16 protein-coding genes are annotated in these 18379 nt (G+C 34.9%); 3 read left to right on the forward strand and 13 right to left on the reverse strand.

The window, feature by feature from the left end:
- Window positions 1–3: 3 nt before the first annotated feature.
- From gcvH to NKR20_RS13600, 5 genes are all read right to left on the reverse strand, one after another.
- Window positions 4–387, reverse strand: coding sequence for a glycine cleavage system protein GcvH (gene gcvH, locus NKR20_RS13580; RefSeq protein WP_121214268.1), 384 nt, complete (start codon window positions 385–387; stop codon window positions 4–6).
- 78 nt (window positions 388–465) lie between these two features.
- On the reverse strand, window positions 466–822 hold the full coding sequence (locus tag NKR20_RS13585; protein ID WP_253427027.1) for an arsenate reductase family protein: 357 nt from the start codon (window positions 820–822) through the stop codon (window positions 466–468).
- 109 nt (window positions 823–931) lie between these two features.
- Complete coding sequence (locus tag NKR20_RS13590) at window positions 932–2713, reverse strand: acyl-CoA dehydrogenase family protein (RefSeq protein ID WP_253427028.1); 1782 nt, start codon at window positions 2711–2713, stop codon at window positions 932–934.
- Window positions 2714–2788: 75 nt separating this feature from the next.
- Window positions 2789–3961 carry an acetyl-CoA C-acetyltransferase gene (locus NKR20_RS13595; protein WP_121214271.1) on the reverse strand — a complete coding sequence of 391 codons (1173 nt, stop codon included), beginning with the start codon at window positions 3959–3961 and terminating at the stop codon, window positions 2789–2791.
- A gap of 35 nt (window positions 3962–3996) precedes the next feature.
- Window positions 3997–6381: a 3-hydroxyacyl-CoA dehydrogenase/enoyl-CoA hydratase family protein gene (locus tag NKR20_RS13600; protein ID WP_253427029.1), complete on the reverse strand. Its 2385-nt coding sequence runs from the start codon at window positions 6379–6381 to the stop codon at window positions 3997–3999.
- A 268-nt stretch (window positions 6382–6649) separates the two neighbouring features.
- Here NKR20_RS13600 and NKR20_RS13605 point away from each other — a divergent pair, with 268 nt between their 5' ends.
- The gene (locus tag NKR20_RS13605) at window positions 6650–6967 is read left to right on the forward strand and encodes a thioredoxin family protein (protein ID WP_121214273.1); all 318 of its coding nucleotides are present in this window, start codon (window positions 6650–6652) and stop codon (window positions 6965–6967) included.
- Window positions 6968–7544: 577 nt separating this feature from the next.
- On the opposite strand, the gene NKR20_RS13610 is transcribed toward NKR20_RS13605, so the two are convergent.
- Window positions 7545–8240 carry a YjjG family noncanonical pyrimidine nucleotidase gene (locus NKR20_RS13610; RefSeq protein WP_253427030.1) on the reverse strand — a complete coding sequence of 232 codons (696 nt, stop codon included), beginning with the start codon at window positions 8238–8240 and terminating at the stop codon, window positions 7545–7547.
- 105 nt (window positions 8241–8345) lie between these two features.
- Between NKR20_RS13610 and NKR20_RS13615 the strand changes: the two genes are divergently transcribed.
- Window positions 8346–8852: a C39 family peptidase gene (locus NKR20_RS13615; RefSeq protein ID WP_253427031.1), complete on the forward strand. Its 507-nt coding sequence runs from the start codon at window positions 8346–8348 to the stop codon at window positions 8850–8852.
- A 24-nt stretch (window positions 8853–8876) separates the two neighbouring features.
- Here NKR20_RS13615 and NKR20_RS13620 read toward each other — a convergent pair whose 3' ends face one another.
- From NKR20_RS13620 to NKR20_RS13640, 5 genes are all read right to left on the reverse strand, one after another.
- A complete protein-coding gene (locus NKR20_RS13620; protein WP_253428143.1) occupies window positions 8877–9764 on the reverse strand; it encodes a 5'-3' exonuclease in 888 nt (295 codons plus the stop codon).
- Window positions 9765–9844: 80 nt separating this feature from the next.
- On the reverse strand, window positions 9845–11839 hold the full coding sequence (locus NKR20_RS13625) for an ABC1 kinase family protein (protein WP_253427032.1): 1995 nt from the start codon (window positions 11837–11839) through the stop codon (window positions 9845–9847).
- A 5-nt stretch (window positions 11840–11844) separates the two neighbouring features.
- Window positions 11845–12303: an SACOL1771 family peroxiredoxin gene (locus NKR20_RS13630; RefSeq protein ID WP_253427033.1), complete on the reverse strand. Its 459-nt coding sequence runs from the start codon at window positions 12301–12303 to the stop codon at window positions 11845–11847.
- 62 nt (window positions 12304–12365) lie between these two features.
- Window positions 12366–13133 carry a metallophosphoesterase family protein gene (locus NKR20_RS13635; RefSeq protein ID WP_253427034.1) on the reverse strand — a complete coding sequence of 256 codons (768 nt, stop codon included), beginning with the start codon at window positions 13131–13133 and terminating at the stop codon, window positions 12366–12368.
- Between the two features lie 453 nt (window positions 13134–13586).
- Window positions 13587–15752, reverse strand: a complete 2166-nt coding sequence (locus tag NKR20_RS13640; protein ID WP_253427035.1) for a bifunctional diguanylate cyclase/phosphodiesterase — start codon at window positions 15750–15752, stop codon at window positions 13587–13589.
- A gap of 420 nt (window positions 15753–16172) precedes the next feature.
- On the opposite strand from NKR20_RS13640, the gene NKR20_RS13645 reads away from it, so the two are divergent.
- Window positions 16173–16373: a cold-shock protein gene (locus NKR20_RS13645; protein ID WP_097073876.1), complete on the forward strand. Its 201-nt coding sequence runs from the start codon at window positions 16173–16175 to the stop codon at window positions 16371–16373.
- A 47-nt stretch (window positions 16374–16420) separates the two neighbouring features.
- Here NKR20_RS13645 and NKR20_RS13650 read toward each other — a convergent pair whose 3' ends face one another.
- Both NKR20_RS13650 and NKR20_RS13655 read right to left on the reverse strand, forming a co-directional pair.
- Window positions 16421–16807, reverse strand: a complete 387-nt coding sequence (locus NKR20_RS13650; protein ID WP_121214281.1) for an SET domain-containing protein — start codon at window positions 16805–16807, stop codon at window positions 16421–16423.
- A gap of 234 nt (window positions 16808–17041) precedes the next feature.
- Complete coding sequence (locus NKR20_RS13655) at window positions 17042–18343, reverse strand: hypothetical protein (RefSeq protein WP_253427036.1); 1302 nt, start codon at window positions 18341–18343, stop codon at window positions 17042–17044.
- Window positions 18344–18379: the final 36 nt, after the last annotated feature.

The following is an 18379-nucleotide window of genomic DNA, read 5'->3' on the forward strand; positions in this document are numbered from 1 at the left end:
TTCTTATTCAGCTTCAATTAATTCCTCATATTGCTCAGCTGTTAGTAAACTTTCTACTTCAGAGATATCTGTTGGTTCAACAACAATCATCCAAGCTTTTTCATATGGAGATTCATTTACAAATTCTGGGCTATCTTCTAGGTCAGCGTTAACTTCTACTACTTTACCAGAAATTGGCGCATATAGTTCAGAAACTGTTTTTACAGATTCTACACTACCGAATGGTTCGTTTGTTTGGATTTCGTCACCAACTTGTGGTAACTCAACAAATACGATGTCACCTAATTCAGATTGTGCGAAATGTGTAATTCCAACGCGTACTTTTCCATCTTCTACTTTTACCCACTCATGTTCTTCTGAGTAACGTAATTCTTTTGGTGTGCTCACAAAAACCCCTCCAAAACATATGTAATATGATTATAAGTTTGACATATTTCTACAGTAAAAACAAGTTAATAACTATTTTTATTTCCACGTATTTGTGAAATCTTCTTCTTTAAAGCCAAGTGTTATTTTTCCCCCATCTGTAACGATTGGGCGTTTAATTAACATACCATCAGAAGCCAAAAGTTCTAACTGTTCATCCTCTGTCATCGTACTTAATTTGTCCTTTAACCCTAATGTTTTATACTTCATACCAGAAGTATTGAAAAATTTCTTTAATGGAAGACCACTTAATTCCCAAAACGATTTTAACTGTTCTTTTGTAGGTGTTTGTTCCACAATATGAATGTTTTCGTATTCAATTTGATGTTCATCTAACCATTTTGCTGCCTTTTTACAAGTTGTACAACGAGGGTACTGGAATAATTGAATTGTCATGAAGAGTGCTCCTTAAAAGTTAATATTTAAACTTATTTTAACAAATATTTCACTCTTCTGATAATAAAAAGAAGGAGGCATTTTTATTAAACACCTCCTCCCCTATTATTTAAACAACATATTTTTCAGCTTCAATTAGCTTTTGTGCAGCCTCACGTTTTTTCAAGATTAAATTATAAGGGTTATGACGTGTTAGTTTGCGAAGTGCTGATAGTGTCATTCTACCTGCATCGCCTTCAACAGAAGCAATAATTGTTTCTTTTGCTTCTTTTTCAATTTCTGCAAAGGCTTCTTGACAGAAAATCTCTGTGTATAGAATTTTTTGTTTCGATTTTTCTACACCGTCACGTTCAATCGCTTTTGCTGTACGAAGCACTGCCGATTCCATTGCGTATAATTGGTTTGCGATATTCGCAATGTTTACAAGTACTTCTTGCTCTGCTTCTAATTTTGTACCAAATCTTTGTGCTGCAACACCAGCTGCTAAAATGCCGATTTTCTTCGCATTTTTCACTAGATATTTCTCTTGTGCTAATGGCTCATCGCCAATTTCTTCTGGCATAAGCATTAACAATTCTTCTTGTAGTTTTTGTGCAGCTTGAAGAAGTGGTAATTCACCTTTTAATGCTTTTTTCATAAATGTACCTGGTACGATTAAACGGTTAATCTCGTTTGTACCTTCAAAAATACGATTAATACGAGAGTCACGGTAAATTCTTTCTACTTCATATTCCGCCATAAAGCCATAGCCACCATGTAACTGTACAGCTTCATCTGCAATATAATCTAATGTTTCAGAACCGAACACTTTAGCAATCGAACATTCAATTGCATATTCAGCAATCGCTGCGGCAACTGCTCTTCCGTCCTTTTGCTCCTCGTCTGTTAATTGACTTAAACGATCCTCAAAGTATCCTACAGTACGATAGTTTAACGATTCAGAAGCATATAGGTGAGATGCCATCGTTGCAAGTTTTTCTTTTGTTAAATTAAAGCTCGATAATGGCGTTTTGAATTGTTGACGTTGATTTGTATAAGCAGCAGCTAGCTCAAATGCACGCTTACTAGCACCAACTGTTCCAACCCCTAATTTATAACGACCAATGTTTAAAATGTTGAAGGCGATGACATGACCACGACCAACTTCACCTAATAAGTTTTCTACTGGAACTTCTGCATCTTGTAAAATTAATGTACGTGTTGAAGAAGATTTAATCCCCATTTTCTTCTCTTCTGCTCCAACTGAAACACCAGGGAATTTACGTTCAACGATAAATGCAGAGAATTTGTCACCATCAATTTTTGCATAAACAACAAACACATCTGCAAATCCAGCATTTGTAATCCATTGTTTTTCACCATTTAAAATATAATGCGTACCTGCTTCGTTTAATCTCGCAACCGTTTTTGCACCTAATGCATCTGAACCTGAACCTGGCTCTGTTAATGCATAGGCTGCTAATAACTCACCTGAAGCAAGTTTTGGTAAGTATTTTGATTTTTGTTCATGGTTACCGAATAATACGATTGGTAAAGAACCGATCCCAACATGCGCACCATGAGTAATCGAGAAGCCACCAGCTGGAGACATTTTTTCACCGATTAATGCTGATGAAACTTTATCTAAACCTAGACCTTCATATTCTTCAGGAATATCTGCCGCAAGAAGCCCCAGTTCACCAGCCTTTTTTAATAGGCGTACGGAATGTTCAAATTCATGATTTTCCAGGTTCTCAACTACCGGTTTTACTTCAGTTTCTACATAGTCTACAGTCGTTTGAGCAATCATTTTGTGCTCATCTGTAAAATCTTCTGGTGTAAATACGCGATTTACGTCCACATCTTCAATTAAGAAACTTCCACCTTTAATAATGTTCGTTGTTTGAACCATATTAATTCCTCCCAATTATTTATCATCGTATATGCAATTCCGCCAATTTCTCGGGGATATCCGCCAAACTACAATTTATAGCAGTTCAAATACGCCAGCTGCACCCATACCGCCACCGATACACATTGTGACAACTCCATATTTTTTACCTTGGCGTTTTAATTCGTGAATTAGTTTTAACGTAAGCATCGTACCTGTTGCTCCAAGTGGGTGACCAAAGGCAATGGCACCACCATTTACATTGACTTTATCCATATCAAGTCCTAAATGACGAACAACTTGTAACGATTGAGATGCGAAGGCTTCATTTAGCTCCCACAAGTCAATGTCGTCTTGAGATAAACCAGCTATTTTTAAAGCTTTTGGAATGGCTTCAACTGGTCCAATTCCCATTACTTCAGGTGGAACTCCTCCAACTGCAAAGCCTAAAAATTTAGCCATAGGTGTTAACCCTTGTGCTTCAGCTTCCTCACGATCCATCACTAACACAGCTGCTGCACCATCTGAAGTTTGTGATGAGTTGCCTGCTGTAACAGAACCCTTGATGTTAAAGGCTGGTCGAAGTTTTGCTAACACTTCCATTGATGTTTGAGGACGAATCCCTTCATCTGTATCAAAAATAAACGTCTTCTTTTGTAATTTGTTATTTTCATCTACATAATAGTTCACAACTTCAACCGGAACGATTTCATCTTTGAACTTGCCTTCTTGAATCGCTTTGGCAGCTAATTGATGAGAACGAACCGCAAAGGCATCTTGATCTTCCCTTGACACTTCATAACGTCTCGCTACCTCTTCCGCTGTATGCCCCATACTCATGTAATATTGAGGTGCTTCCTCTGCAAGTTTCGGATTTAATCGAACCGTATTACCCGGCATCGGAACTAAACTCATCGATTCAACGCCACCAGCAATAATCGCTTTGGAATGCCCTAGCATGATACGTTCTGCTGCATAGGCAATAGATTGCAAACCTGAAGAACAATATCGATTAATTGTAATCGCTGGTGTAGAATCAGGTAAACCTGCTAATGCACCAATATTACGTGCAACGTTTAAACCCTGTTCAGCTTCCGGTAATGCACATCCTATAATTAAATCATCAATAGGTCCTTCATAACCCGCTCTATTTAATGTTTCCTTTACTACAAGTCCACCTAGATCGTCTGGACGTACTGTTGCAAGAGAACCTTTTACTGCCTTTCCAATTGGTGTTCTTGCACCTGCCACAATTACGGCTTCACGCATATATCGTATCCCCCTTCTAAAAAGCTAGATCGTGATTAATTTCGTAATGGTTTGCCTTTAATCAACATGTGTTGCATTCTAGCTTGAGATTTCGGATCTGCAACAAGCTGAATAAATGCTTCTCGTTCAAGATTTAATAAATAATCTTCTGTCACTTCTGTTCCATAAGGTACTAAACCACCTGCAATAACGTAGGCAAGCTTTTTGGCAATCTTCAAATCGTGGTCACTAATGTAGCCTGATTGATACATGCCTTGAGCACCTAATAGTAATGTTGCGTATCCTGGTGCACCTACCACTTTAATTTTCTTTGGAACTGGTGGTTTATAACCCGCTTCATAAAGTGCTATTGCAGCTTGTTTTGCATCATAAATTAAATGGTCTGGATTTACAGATATACCATCCGCAAAGTTTAAGAAGTTATTTTCTCTAGCCTCAGCAGCTGAAGTAGATACTTTCGCCATAGCAATTGTCTCGAACACTTTATTCGCGATTGCTTGATAATCCACATCCACACCATTTGGTAAGCCTTTAATGAATTTTTCATAAAGGGCAAGATTACCGCCACCGCCTGGAATTAGTCCAACCCCTACTTCTACTAATCCCATGTAAGTTTCACTAGACGCTTGGATATGAGCAGCTGGTAAACAAACTTCTGCTCCTCCTCCTAGCGCCATGCCAAACGGAGCTGCCACTACAGGTTTTTTACTATATTTAATACGACGCATTGCTTTTTGGAAGGCACGAATCGTGAAATCTAACTCGAAAATGTTATCGTCCTGAGCTTCCATCAAAATCATTCCAAGGTTTGCCCCTACACAGAAGTTCTTACCTTGGTTTCCGATGACAAGCCCCTTATAATTCGCTTCCACTTCATCAATAGCAAAGTTAATCATTTGGATAATGTCCAAACCAATTGCATTTGATTTTGAATGGAACTCTAACAACGCAATTCCGTCACCTAAATCTATTAAACTAGCTCCAGAGTTCGACTTAATGACCCCATGCTTTTTCTTATAACGTTTTAAGTGGATTTCCTTTTCGTTAACTGGAACTTTTGAGTAGTCTGATCCATCAAAGTATGCAACTTCTCCATCTACTTCTTTATAGAAAGATTCATAGCCTTTTTCTAATAAGGATTTAACGAAAGCAGGAATTTCTCTACCTTCAGCTTCCATTTTTTCTACTGATTGTTTAACACCGATTGCATCCCACATTTCAAATGGTCCTTGTGTCCAGCCAAAGCCCCATTTCATTGCATTATCGATTTCTACAATGTTATCAGCAATGATGCCAGTTAGCTCTGCAGAATAAATCAGTGTCGGTGCAAAGATATTCCACAATAACTCACCAGTACGGTCTTTCGCATAAACTAATGTTTTTACTTTATTTGAAAGTCCCTTCGTTTGCTTTGCCATTTCAATAGAAGGTGTTTGTAGCTTTTTCACCGGCACATATTCCATTGTGGCTGGGTCGATTTCGTAAATGTCTTTTCCTTTTTTCACAAAGAACCCTTGCCCAGATTTAGCACCGAGACTACCTGCATCTACTAACTTTTTCATTAATTCAGGTACTTCGAATACTTTTTGCTCTTCACCTGTTGTTTGATCATATACAGTTTTTGCAACATGTAAGAATGTGTCTAATCCAACAACATCCAACGTTCTGAAAGTGGCTGATTTAGGTCGACCAATTAATGGACCCGTTACAGAATCCACTTCACCAACCGAATATCCTCTTTCTAACATTTCACGTAGCGTAATCAGTAATCCATAAGTTCCGATTCGATTTGCTACAAAGTTCGGTGTATCTTTTCCGATTACTACACCTTTACCTAGCACATCTTCTGCGAAAGTTTTCATATAAGATAAAACTTCATTCGATGTATGCTCAGTCGGAATAATTTCAAGCAATTTTAAATATCTTGGAGGATTGAAGAAGTGTGTTCCTAAGAAATGCTTTTGGAAATCCTCAGAACGACCTTCAATCATCGCATTTACGCTAATTCCAGAAGTATTCGATGTAACGATAGTGCCTGGTGTACGAACACTATCAATTCGTTCAAATAACTTTTGTTTTATTTCTAAATTTTCAACGACAACTTCAATGATCCAATCAACATCTTTTAATTTTTCGAAATCATCTTCTAAGTTACCGACTGTTAATAATGATAAGTTTTCCTTTGACGTAAGAGGAGCAGGCTTTTGTTTTAATAATTTTTGAACTGCACCTTGCACAAAACGATTTCGTACAGATGGATGTTCTAAAGTTAATCCTTTAGCTTCCTCTTCTTTTGTTAATTGATTTGGTACGATGTCTAAAAGTAATGTAGGAATTCCGATATTCACCAAGTGTGCTGCAATACCTGACCCCATAACCCCTGAGCCAAGTACGGCTGCTTTTTGAATTTTATAAGTCATAAGCATCCCCCTTTAACCATCCTCTTGAATGAATACTCATTCATTTTAAAAGTAAAAAAAATAAATATCCCTTAAATAAACTTAGTTAAACTACATTTCTGTTCTTAGTGTAGTTGATTTTGTCATTTTTAGCAATCTTTTTTATCCCAATTTTCAAAAAAATTAGTAGGTTTATATAATTAGTTTATGAGTGACCATTCATTTAAGTCAAAATACTTTGATATCTCTATTCTAATGTGTACACTAATCTGTAAGGAGAGTGAACAAAATGAAAGCTATTACTACACAAGAACAATTTAATGAAGTAATCGGATCCGAACAAGCAGTTATCGTAAAATTCTATGCAGGTTGGTGCCCAGATTGTACTCGCATGAACATGTTCATCGATCCAATTATTCAAGAGTATAGTCAATACGAATGGTACGAAATTAATCGTGATGATTTCCCAGAGATTGCTGAAAAATATCAAGTAATGGGTATCCCAAGCTTATTAATTTTCAAAAACGGAGAAAAATTAGCTCATCTACACAGCGCTAACGCAAAATCTCCAGAACAAGTAACTGAATTTTTAAATGCCCAAGCTTAAAAGCTGTAGCTATAAGCAAAGCCTGATGTGTGCTTTGCTTATAGCTTTTTTATTGGATTTGTTTTGGATGGATTGGGGATGAATGCTAGTTCTAACGTTTGTTTTTGCTGTTTTGGCTTTCATCCGGCTTATGAACACCATTTCTTTCGGTTTTTCTGCTCCGTTTGTCCTTCATCCTGCTTATGAACACCATTTCTTTCGGTTTTTCTGCTCCGTTTGTCCTTCATCCGGCTTATGAAGACCATTTCTAACGATTATCATGCTCTTTTTTGCTTTCATCCAACTTATGAATACCATTTCTAACGGTTTTCTCTCCCTTTTTTGCTTTCATCAGGCTTATGAATACCATTTCTAACGATTATCATGCTCTTTTTTGCTTTCATCGAGCTTATGAATACCATTCCAAGCGATTTTCCTGCTCGTTTTGTCCTTCATCCGGCTTATGAATACCATTTCTTACGATTTTCCGCCTCGGTTTGTCGTTCATTTGGCTCATGAAGACCATATTTAACGTTTTCCATCGCTTTTTAAGTTTTCATCACAAAAAAACCAGCCAAATTCACTTGGCTGGGCTATCTCATTTTTCAATATTTAATATTCTATAAAGCTCATCCAATTTCTTAATTTCATAAGTTGGGATTACCTTTGAATTATTTTGCTTACCTCTTATATTAATCCAGCAAGTATCAATTCCTGCATTATAGCCACCTGTCACATCGGCGGTTAAAGAATCCCCTACAATTAATGTACTTTCGCGATTAAACGGCTCGATTTTAGAAAATACATAATCAAAAAACTCTTTTGTCGGCTTTTGGTGACCCACTTCTTCCGAAATAAACACATCTTTAAAATAACGTTCTAAGCCAGAATCTTTTAAACGCTTATATTGTGTTTTAGATTCCCCGTTCGTTACTACGTATAAATCAAACTGCTCATAAATATCTTGCATCAATTCTACAGCACCTTCAATTAAATGATGCCCTTCTGATAGAAATGTGCGATATCTTCCTTCTAATGCAGCACCATCGACATGTAGACCATAATGTTCAAATAAAAGCGTAAAGCGTGAATTGACAACTTCTTCCCGCTCCATTTTTCCCAATTCAAACTCTTGCCATAAACGATCATTTAGTTTTTTATAGTAAGCTTTAATTTCTGGGGTAAGTTCGATATGTTGTTCTGCAAATAGCTTATGTAGTGCAGCGTTTTCTGTTGCTCCAAAATCAAGCAACGTGTCATCCAAGTCAAATAATAAAGTTTTATACTTCTTCAAAACCATTCCTCCATACAGGGTTATTTCCACAAAAATTATACCATTCATTTGGAAAGTTTGATGCAAATACCCTATTATAGATGTCAGAAGGGCAGATGTGGAAAAATGAAAGTACAACTTAATGTAAAAGGGATGTCACAATATAACGAAATTGTTAACTCAAAATATCAAAACTCCGCGTGTGGACCAACTACCGTTTACGTTATATTAAATTATTTACTTGGAAAATCAAAATATGATATAAACTCGCTTTATAAGATTCTCGGGAGCACTCCCATTGGCCTCTTTAAATGGCGCATCATTAAAAATCTCCAAAAGCTACTTGGCCCCGACTGGAATGTAGAAAATTGCACACTCTATGAAGCAATAAAAGAAATCGATGCTGGAAGACCTGTTGCGATGAAATTTGATCAATATTTTACATTTCAATGGAATAAAAAACACACTTTTAAATATCATTGGGTCCCTTTAATCGGCTATGAAATAAAAGACAACACACTTTATTTAATTGTCCATGATAATGGCTGGAAAAATCGAGATAGCCTTATTCGTGTTGTAAAATATGCTGATAATCACAAAGTATTAAGTTTCGTAAAAATAGAGCCGAAGTGAATGAACTCACCTCGGCTCTTAAAATTATACTAATGAATATAAAGACCGCGCATGTTTCGCAATCAATTTGAATCCTTTGTTTTCAAGGTTTTCAAAGATATCGTTTGCATAGTCGTTTAATTGTAATTCATCCAAACTCGCTTGAATTGGCATTTCTCTATGAATCGTTGCTAATTGCAGTGACAATTTCAACATCTCAACATTTTCACTAATTTTTGAACGCTGACCAGGTTTCAATTCTTGTAAGTTACTTAAAACCCCATCAATCGAACCGTATTTTTGAATTAATTGCAATGCCGTTTTTGGACCAATTCCTTTTACTCCAGGATAGCCATCACTAGAATCACCCATAAACGCTTTTACATCCGCAAATTTATTCGGTTCTATCGAGTATTCTTCCTTGAAACGTTCAATTGTATAAAGATCGTATTCAGTATATCCTTTTTTCGTAAAAGCAATTTTCGTTGAAGGATTCAGTAATTGGAGTAAATCTTTATCTCCACTAATAATGGTAATTTCCGCATCGTCTTTCCACTTTTCTACCATCGACCCAATTGTATCGTCAGCTTCCATTCCAACTTCCCCAAAGTTTTTCCAGCCAATCATTTCTGATACTTCCTTTGCCATATCAAACTGTGGCAGCATTTCCTCTGGTGGCGCTGGTCTGTTTGCTTTATATCCATCAAATAATTCGTTTCTAAATGTTTGTGCTCCCATATCCCAACAAACCGCTAAATGTGTTGGTTTCATTAAGGACTGGGCTGTTAGTACGTGGCGAGCAAACCCTTGCACTCCATTCGTTGGTGTTCCATCTGCCATTCTTATATATTGCCCCATTGCACTAGAGGCAAAAAAAGAACGGAATAGCAGCGCCATGCCATCGACTACTAAAAGATGTGGTTTATTCGTCATCATAACAATCCTCTCTAAATTCAGGTCCTATTATTATAGCAAATTACACGTACCTATGAAGCTACCAAATTTATCATCTATTATTCATTGCGCTTCATGTCGCGGATCGCTTGAATGGATAACCGTACGAGTAAAATGGCACATAAGAACAATCCTAAATAAGCAGCCGTATTTAAATAAATGGCATAGGCCGTATTAATAAATTGCGAAATGGCGAGTAATGCAACGGAAATAACCCCAAAAGTAATCCCTACCATTAATAAAACAAACTTCGAAAATAGTTGAGTTATAAATTTTGAGTTATTTTTATCTGAGAAAATATCATGATGTAAAATTACTTTTCCATCTTCTACCCGTTTAAATAACTGGTCTACTCGTCTAGGAATCTTTCTTAAGTTCGGTAATATCAATGCAAGTTCTTCCTCAAGTCGATCCTTTGTCGCGATTGGTTCTTTAAACGGCTTCTTAAATACTTGTTTTAAATATTGATTGGAGAATTTTTTCGCTTCTTCAAAAATATTAAAGGTTGGCTCAATAATGCGCAGCGTACCATCCAACGTCACGACAACACGTAACGCAACACTAACTGATGGGTAAAATTGAAGACCATAATCCCGAATGACAGTAAAAATTGAATACACTAATTCATCCGTTTGTATTCGATCAACATAAGAGATTTTTAAAATAATTTGGCTAATCGCTTGCTCTAGCTCATGGCGATCAACATCGTTTTTATTTTTTACCAATAAGGAAATTCCATCAAATAAAATTGATGCATCCCGTTGTTGAATACCGATAAAGAATAATTTTAACCCTTCCTGCTGTGTAGAGGGTAGTCGGCAAACAGCACCAAAATCAAGAAGCGTAATGATTTTTGTTTCTTCATCATAATAAATATTTCCCGGGTGTGGATCTGCATGAAAAATACCTGAAACTAAAGCTTGTTCTAAATATGAAAACAATAATGTTTCTGCTACTTCATTACAATTTGCATTATAAAATTGATAACGATTTGCCACACTTTGACCTTGTGCAAGTCCCATCACTAAAATATTTTCGTTACTATACTTTTCGTATACTTTAGGAATATTTACTTTTAAATTACTGTTTTCCATAACGTTTTTTATTTGAATCATATTGCGAGCTTCAATATTAAAGTCAATTTCCTCTCTCAAAGATGCTGCAAAGCCTTCAGCAATATCTCGGAAACCTAAATTTTCTGCCCACTGAGATTTAGAAGAAACCCAATTCGCAAATTCTATTAAAATACTTAAATCTTCCCGCATAATTTCTTTAACATCTGGACGTAAAAGCTTTACGACAACTTTTTCGTTTGTACTTTTTAATATCGCCCGATGTACTTGCCCAATGGAAGCTGCTGCAATTGGCTTCATACTAAAATCAGAAAAAACATCATGGATTTCACCTGGTAAGTTTTGTTTCAGAATATCCTTCACTTGTTGTTCTGAAAGTTGGGTAACATTTTGTTGGAGTTTCTCTAATTCTTCTATAAAGATAGGAGAAAACAGCTCTTTGCGAGTAGACAACACTTGGCCAAACTTAATGAAGATTCCACCGCATTGCTCGAGGGTATCTCGAAAGGCAACGGCCAATTCTCGGTCTGAATCACGATTTCTCGCATATTTCATAGTACGAGTAATACCATTAGTCACGGCAATTTTTAATACTGTTCTTAATCTTTTTTGATGTCTCCAATAGCCAATTAAACGCTTAATGAAAGACTTCTTCCCTACTACTCGTCCATTATTTTCATCAAGGGCAATTGGGTCAAATAACTCAAAAAATAAATAGATAAGCATGGAAATTAAAAGCATACTTCCAACCCAAAGTAAGGTTGCCACATTCACGACATTATTCATCGTAGAGAAAGAAAAAGTATAATCCGTTCCTCTTAAATACGTATACCAAAAGATGAAAGTTGTGAAGGAGACACTAATAATGACAGATAAAATTCTTTTAAAAATATTTACATTCGATCCGATTAACCGTCCACTAATAAAAAAGATTAATACGGATACAAAAAATATTTGAACGATTGGTAGAATAATATTCAATCTCCTCACTCACTTTCTTGATAGATAATTGTACAATTCACCACAACATTTACATTCCCTCTAATTGCTTTACTAATCATACAAGTTTGTTCTGCTTTAATTGCTAAACGATTTGCAAGTCGAATATGTTTCTCACTTTTTTCCTTTAATGCAATTTCAACATGATGAATGATTTCTTTATAAGTGAGAGTCGAGTTTTCCACTTCTACAATTCCTTCAGATTTCAATGTAAGATAAGCGGGCACTTTTGAAAGATCCAACATTGTTGCTAAAGAAATGAGATAACAAGTAGCTGCTGCACTTAATAACAATTCATCTGGATTTGTACCAATGCCTGGGCCATTCATTTCTTTTGGAATGGATACTTCCGTTTTCAAATTACCGCATGAAATATATCCAACTTCATTTCGTCCTCCATCCCAAGTAGTTTCATATTTAAAACAGTGCTGACCATTCGTTAACATGATCTCATTCCTTTCCTACCAGTATATAGAAATGAGGACTCTATATTGTAAGAGCCCTCATTCTAAAGTACCATTGAAGTTGTTTTTACATCATCACTTCTGGATGCTGAATATATAATGATTTCTTTTGTATTATTTGAAAAAACTAATCCGTGCAGTTGGCCTTTTTCATAAATCGCGCCGCCTCCATCAATCCCGATCTTTTTCTTGTCTGGAGAGACCCATACGTCGCTAGATTGATCTGTATTTAATAGTGGGGTTGGTGTGTGGCCAAATACAACGATTTCTTTTGCTAAATGGGGGTTCGAGAAAAATTCTTCACGAATCCAAAAATAGTCATCAAACTTTGTTTCTCTAAAGTTTTCTACGTTTGCATCAATTCCAGCATGAACAAATAAATACGGTTCCCACAAGTAAAAACTTCTTAACTTCTTAATAAATCTAATAATATCACTATTATTTTTACGAATGCTTTCAGTTAATTCTTTTACAGAAAAGTTATCCGATGCTATATTCAAGTCTGGAACATCAAGAAAACTTTGAACCGTCGCAATACCCCCAACTTTTTGATTAAAGTAAAACTGGGATACCTCTTCCGGCTTATCTAACCAGTTAAGGAAAATCTGTTCATGGTTCCCACATAACGTAACGATATCGTACTGATCGGATAGTTCAATAACTTTTTTTAAAACCTTTAAACTATCAGGCCCACGATCAATATAATCTCCTAAAAATACGAGCTGTTCCTCTTCGGGATTCCAATACGTTAAAAGTTTCTCTAACAAATCGAAACTACCATGTATATCTCCAATTACAAATACTTTCTCCATCCACACACACCCCATTAACAATGCACTTTTGAAAAAGCAAGCTTGAAATATGTATTCTTTATATTATTTTACCCTTCTTTTACAAATGCTCAACTATTTATACTAAACTATACCATATTTATTAAGGGTTGTTTAATTTATCCAAATAAATGTTGGGATTGTTACATTTGTATTTCCCCAAATATATTTTCTTCAAACAAGGGGCTGTCTGAAAGTCATTTGAGACAGCCCCTTTGCGACTGACGCTACCGCTTTCGTCACAGATAAATTGCGACTGACGCTACCGCTTTCGTCACAGATAAATTGCTCGAGGATGGTGCCTACCACCGCAGGAGCAATTTATCTGCGACGAGGATAGTGCCAACTACCGCAGGAGCAATAATTCATAAGTGATAATTATCAAGAAAGAAAAGGGGTGTCCAAAAAATTTTTACTTTTTGGACACCCCCTTACTTAAATCATATTCAGTTGATAAACTTTTTCTTTTGCCTCTTGCTGAATTTCTTCATACTTTTCAACTAATTCTTCATAGTTAATAGGCTTGCTAATTAAATATCCTTGAATAAAATCACAGTTTTTTCTTTGTAAATATTGTAACTGTTCAATAGTTTCAATTCCTTCTGCCACCACACTTAACTTTAAGTGCTGTGCCATTGAAATAATCATATCGACTAACGGTTCTCGGTCTTCGATATTAGTGACTTTCTGAACAAAACTTCTGTCTATCTTTAAGCAATCGATTGGAAGGTCCTTTAAATACGACAATGATGAATACCCAGTACCAAAATCGTCAATTGCAATTGTAAGACCAATTTCCTTTAAATCTTTCAGTATTGGCGTAATATAGTTTGTGTTCATCGTCATACTCTCTGTTATTTCAAGTTCCAATGATTGAGGAGAGATATTTGTATCTTTTATAACTTCTTTAATAATATCAACAAAATTATCCTGGAATAGTTGTCCCACAGATAAATTTACCGACACCTTAAAAGGCTTATTCAAAACTTTCTGTAGCTCCATCGTTTGACGACAAGCTGTTTCTAGCACCCATCTTCCAAAGGGAATAATAAGCCCGGACTCTTCCGCTATCGGTATAAAGTCCATTGGAGAAATCCACCCTTTTGTAGGATGATTCCATCTAACGAGCGCTTCCATAGATTTAATTTCCCCAGTTTGTAAGTCTAACTGAGGCTGATATTGTAAAAACAACTCATCATTTTCAAGAGCTTTATATAAATCGTTTTCTAATTCTACACGTTTTGTTCGTAAATTTAACATGGAAGATTGGTAGAATAAAATTCTTTCAGGTACTTTATCAGCTTCATACATTGCAAATTGAGCATATTTGATTAAATTTTCACTTGTAGTCGAGTCTTTAGGATAATGGGCAATACCGATATTTAAATTGCCAGTTAATGAAAAGTGTTGAATATGGAACGGTGCAGCCATTATATTTTGAAGATCTTTACATAGCTTCGTAATTTCTTCGTCTTCTTTATATTCATTTATATAAATCACAAATTGATCAATTCTTAATTTACTAATGAAATACTTTTCTCCAATTACATTACTAATTCTTTCTGCTGCCATTTTTAACATTTGCTCAGAATAAAACGAACCTAAGGATGATTTAATCGCAGTAATCCGGTCAAACTCCATCACAATCAACGTTTTTTGAGTTAACCCATGAATGGATTTATTTAACTTTTCTATTAAAAAACGTTCATTCGGTAATGTTGTTATGTCATCATAGTAAGCCATTTGATGCATTTCTTTTCTTGATTGTTCGAGATGTTTGTTTGCTTCAGACATACTTTTAAATGGATATTCCACTGTTGTAAAATAAACCGCTCTAAAAATTGCAACATATGCGAAGAATTGGAACACATGGCCTGTGAAATTAGAAATATCATAAACATCATTATATGTAATAAAAAATATATCACTAATAATTATGTATATAGATGCTGTGATAAATAGGAGACTTCTTCTTACTGCTCTTTTAACTTGTTTATTTAAATAAAGGATCAAAACAATTTGACCAGCTAGAGCAAGAAATTGAAGTACATTCTTTAATGTTGTAGTACCAACACCTTCTTCTACTAATGTTGGTAAAAGTCGATTCGGTTGATAAATGACAATAATAAATGCAAAGGTAAGTAAAATAGAAGTACCAAAGGCAATATTGCGAGCTGTTATTGTGCTTTTTTTATTTTTTGTCACCATAATTGCCAAAATACCAAAAGCTAATAATAATCGAGTAAACATATAAAACCATGTGGCTTGATATGGACTACTCTCCGTAATAAAAAATGGCATCCCTTTATAGGAGATCATATGGCATACTGTTAAAATTGCAATTGATAAAAATAAAGCTCCTAAGTAGATATCTTTATTAAATAAATTAAAACGTGTTGTTAACCATAGTTGAGCAGCAATTGACATTGTACCAATTGCACTTAATAATTCGATAAGTAAATGAACGGAAATATAATTTTCCTCTCCAAATATTCCATACAATTCATCACTAAAAAGGACAACAAGCGCAATTAATAGGATAGAACAAATCAGGTAAAGAGAAATATTTCTTATGTATTTACGATCAAATGTTTTTGTCATTAGGTGTCTCTCCGTATTTAATTAGTATTAATAACCTAACAAGAATCTTACATTTTTTCCTTTTTACATCATACCAATTTCCTAATTGAATTAAAATACTTCTCGATTAACTTTTAAAATAATGTAAAAAATCAATATTTTCTATAAATTAAGTAGGATATTTTGCTTTTTTTCATTTTTTACCATAAAATTTATTACTTTTATTCAAATTCCAAAATATTCTTTAAATTGATGAAAGAAAAAACTAGACATGGTTAAATTTTTCATGTATATTATAGAAAGTAATTATATCGCTTCTATCTAATGAATTCACATGTTACAAAAAGTAATCGTGATCGTTCGGTACTTTTTGTAATGTGTGAATTTTTTTTAGCATTAGAAGTAATTAATTATGGAATAAATTTTTGGAGGTCTATTTAAATGACACAAGGTACAGTAAAATGGTTTAACTCAGAAAAAGGTTTTGGATTTATCGAAGTTGAAGGTGGAAACGACGTATTCGTACACTTCTCTGCTATCCAAGGCGAAGGTTTCAAATCTTTAGAAGAAGGTCAAAAAGTTGAATTCTCAGTAGAAGAAGGAAACCGTGGACCACAAGCTTCTAACGTAGTAAAACTTTAATCCTAAAATAATCAAAGGACAATTTCAAAATTGAAATTGTCCTTTTTTTATTGTTCTTTCTCTTTATCAAACCACAGCTGTTCTTTATCATCCACATCACCATTATAATTAATTAAAATTTCTTCTCCCGCTTTGATATCTTTATAAGCGTAGAAATCAAATGTGTGGTTATCAAAGTTTATTTCATAGGTTGCATTTGGTTCATAGGAATGGTTAAACAACATTCCATAGCCAAGAAGGATGGCAGTATGATTGATACCATATTCAAAAGCATAGTCTGCAAGTAATGTCTTCTCAATATGTTCATGTTGCTCGTTTGGGTAAGCTATTACTGGCGCTTTATGTAGTAACTCTCCCTTTTTAATATCGCATGTTGCAAATACCCCTCTATTGAATTCTCCATCACTAAGGGGTGATGTTTTTACTTCTATCATGTTTTCTCTACCTACTTACTTTTAAAGTTCTTCTAACTATAACATTAATTTAACCATTAAGCTTTATATTAATATAAATTATTTGAACATTGATTCTTTCGCAGCATATAGTGCCTGATTTGCTTCACCAAAGCTTCATTTGGATTGCTTTTGAAAGCAGTACAGTAGAAACGCCAAAGCTAGAAGTTACCGAGATAATTTGATCTTCCATTTGAAATACACACTCCCTTTTCATTATGAAAGCTCTATCTCATCCCCAATTGATTCATAAGCCAATATAATTTTTTCCTTTAAATCATCTAAAAATCGACCTTGTTGATCTAATTTGATTGCTTCCTCACTTGTCCAAGTATATTTGATCACAAAACCTGGACAAATATTTAAACGGTCATAGTTTTTACTTAAGATTTTTTCTTGGATTCGATGATGATCCTCCGCTACAATCAGACCATCCTTTTCAAAGGATTGGAATAATTCGATAAAACCATCCCTTTTACATTGATGCAAGGTTGGTGCGTGTTCCTTCCAGTACTGAATGTATTGTTCAAAGGAAAGACTTCCGTCAAACCATAAAAGGTTACTAGAACGATAAGACACATGGAAATTGCTACCGAGGTTAAATCCTTTTTCCTTTAAATTCATTAACTTTTCTAAATCCGTGTTCTCAAAAGTTTTCTTCGCTGCATGCATTGTGTCACCTGCATATAGCCATAAATCGATTTGCCAATCATCACCCTTACCACTTGAATCAAGTGCAATTTGCTTAATCGTATTCTTCCCACTTTCCGCATAATATTTCCATCCACGATGATACTTCACATTAGCAGGTTCTCCGCCAATCATTAAATCTTCTAGTAATGCCACACATCGTTTGTTTAATAAGAACGGATTTCCTTTACAAACTGCAAACTGTGTATAAGGGTTTAAATAAGCAAATTCGTGATCGACATACTCAATGAAATCTTCTATCAACTGCTTTTCCAAACCTGAAACCATTTCATTAATGACAAGTATATTTAACTTTTCAATAACAGTACGCCATGACAGTGCACAAGGATGTTCAATAATATGAATATCAATTTCTTCCGAAAAAGCAGGATTTAATTGACGCGACCAAATATGTCCACGTAGCGGTTTATTCTCTACAATAAAAACCCAACCTGGATCTGCAAAAATAACTCCATCATAACGGGCACCACGGTCATCATTTTCTACTTTCGTTTCTTGTTCAAATTTATCATCAGAAATAATAATCGATACAACTTTACGACCTTCAATCTCACTTCCCTTAAAGACATCATTCATATGACTAAGCTGCGTACTAACAGATTCAATTTTTAAATCACCTAATCCAATGGAATCAATTTTCTCTTCTTCCTTCAAATCATATTTCATAAATTCCTGACGAACTAATTCAAAAAACATAATTTGTACGGATGGAATGTTCTTTAACAAAATTAAAAAGGTTCTCGTTAATTCATCTTCATGGTGATGGGGCTTATTTTTATAAGAATTAAAGACATTTAAATGATTCATAGTATAATACCTCCTAAAACTTCAAGTATTAATTAT

This window comes from Ureibacillus endophyticus (genome assembly GCF_024159215.1).
In the GTDB taxonomy this organism is placed as follows: domain Bacteria; phylum Bacillota; class Bacilli; order Bacillales_A; family Planococcaceae; genus Ureibacillus; species Ureibacillus endophyticus.

Excerpts from the sequence above, each read along its gene's own strand:
- NKR20_RS13620 (WP_253428143.1), bottom strand. The coding sequence starts at position 9,764 with ATGACGAATAAACCACATCTTTTAGTAGTCGATGGCATGGCGCTGCTA.
- NKR20_RS13590 (WP_253427028.1), bottom strand. The coding sequence starts at position 2,713 with ATGGTTCAAACAACGAACATTATTAAAGGTGGAAGTTTCTTAATTGAA.
- NKR20_RS13645 (WP_097073876.1), top strand. The coding sequence starts at position 16,173 with ATGACACAAGGTACAGTAAAATGGTTTAACTCAGAAAAAGGTTTTGGA.
- NKR20_RS13595 (WP_121214271.1), bottom strand. The coding sequence starts at position 3,961 with ATGCGTGAAGCCGTAATTGTGGCAGGTGCAAGAACACCAATTGGAAAG.
- NKR20_RS13650 (WP_121214281.1), bottom strand. The coding sequence starts at position 16,807 with ATGATAGAAGTAAAAACATCACCCCTTAGTGATGGAGAATTCAATAGA.
- NKR20_RS13615 (WP_253427031.1), top strand. The coding sequence starts at position 8,346 with ATGAAAGTACAACTTAATGTAAAAGGGATGTCACAATATAACGAAATT.
- NKR20_RS13655 (WP_253427036.1), bottom strand. The coding sequence starts at position 18,343 with ATGAATCATTTAAATGTCTTTAATTCTTATAAAAATAAGCCCCATCAC.
- NKR20_RS13635 (WP_253427034.1), bottom strand. The coding sequence starts at position 13,133 with ATGGAGAAAGTATTTGTAATTGGAGATATACATGGTAGTTTCGATTTG.
- NKR20_RS13630 (WP_253427033.1), bottom strand. The coding sequence starts at position 12,303 with ATGTTAACGAATGGTCAGCACTGTTTTAAATATGAAACTACTTGGGAT.
- NKR20_RS13640 (WP_253427035.1), bottom strand. The coding sequence starts at position 15,752 with ATGACAAAAACATTTGATCGTAAATACATAAGAAATATTTCTCTTTAC.
- NKR20_RS13605 (WP_121214273.1), top strand. The coding sequence starts at position 6,650 with ATGAAAGCTATTACTACACAAGAACAATTTAATGAAGTAATCGGATCC.
- NKR20_RS13585 (WP_253427027.1), bottom strand. The coding sequence starts at position 822 with ATGACAATTCAATTATTCCAGTACCCTCGTTGTACAACTTGTAAAAAG.
- NKR20_RS13600 (WP_253427029.1), bottom strand. The coding sequence starts at position 6,381 with ATGACTTATAAAATTCAAAAAGCAGCCGTACTTGGCTCAGGGGTTATG.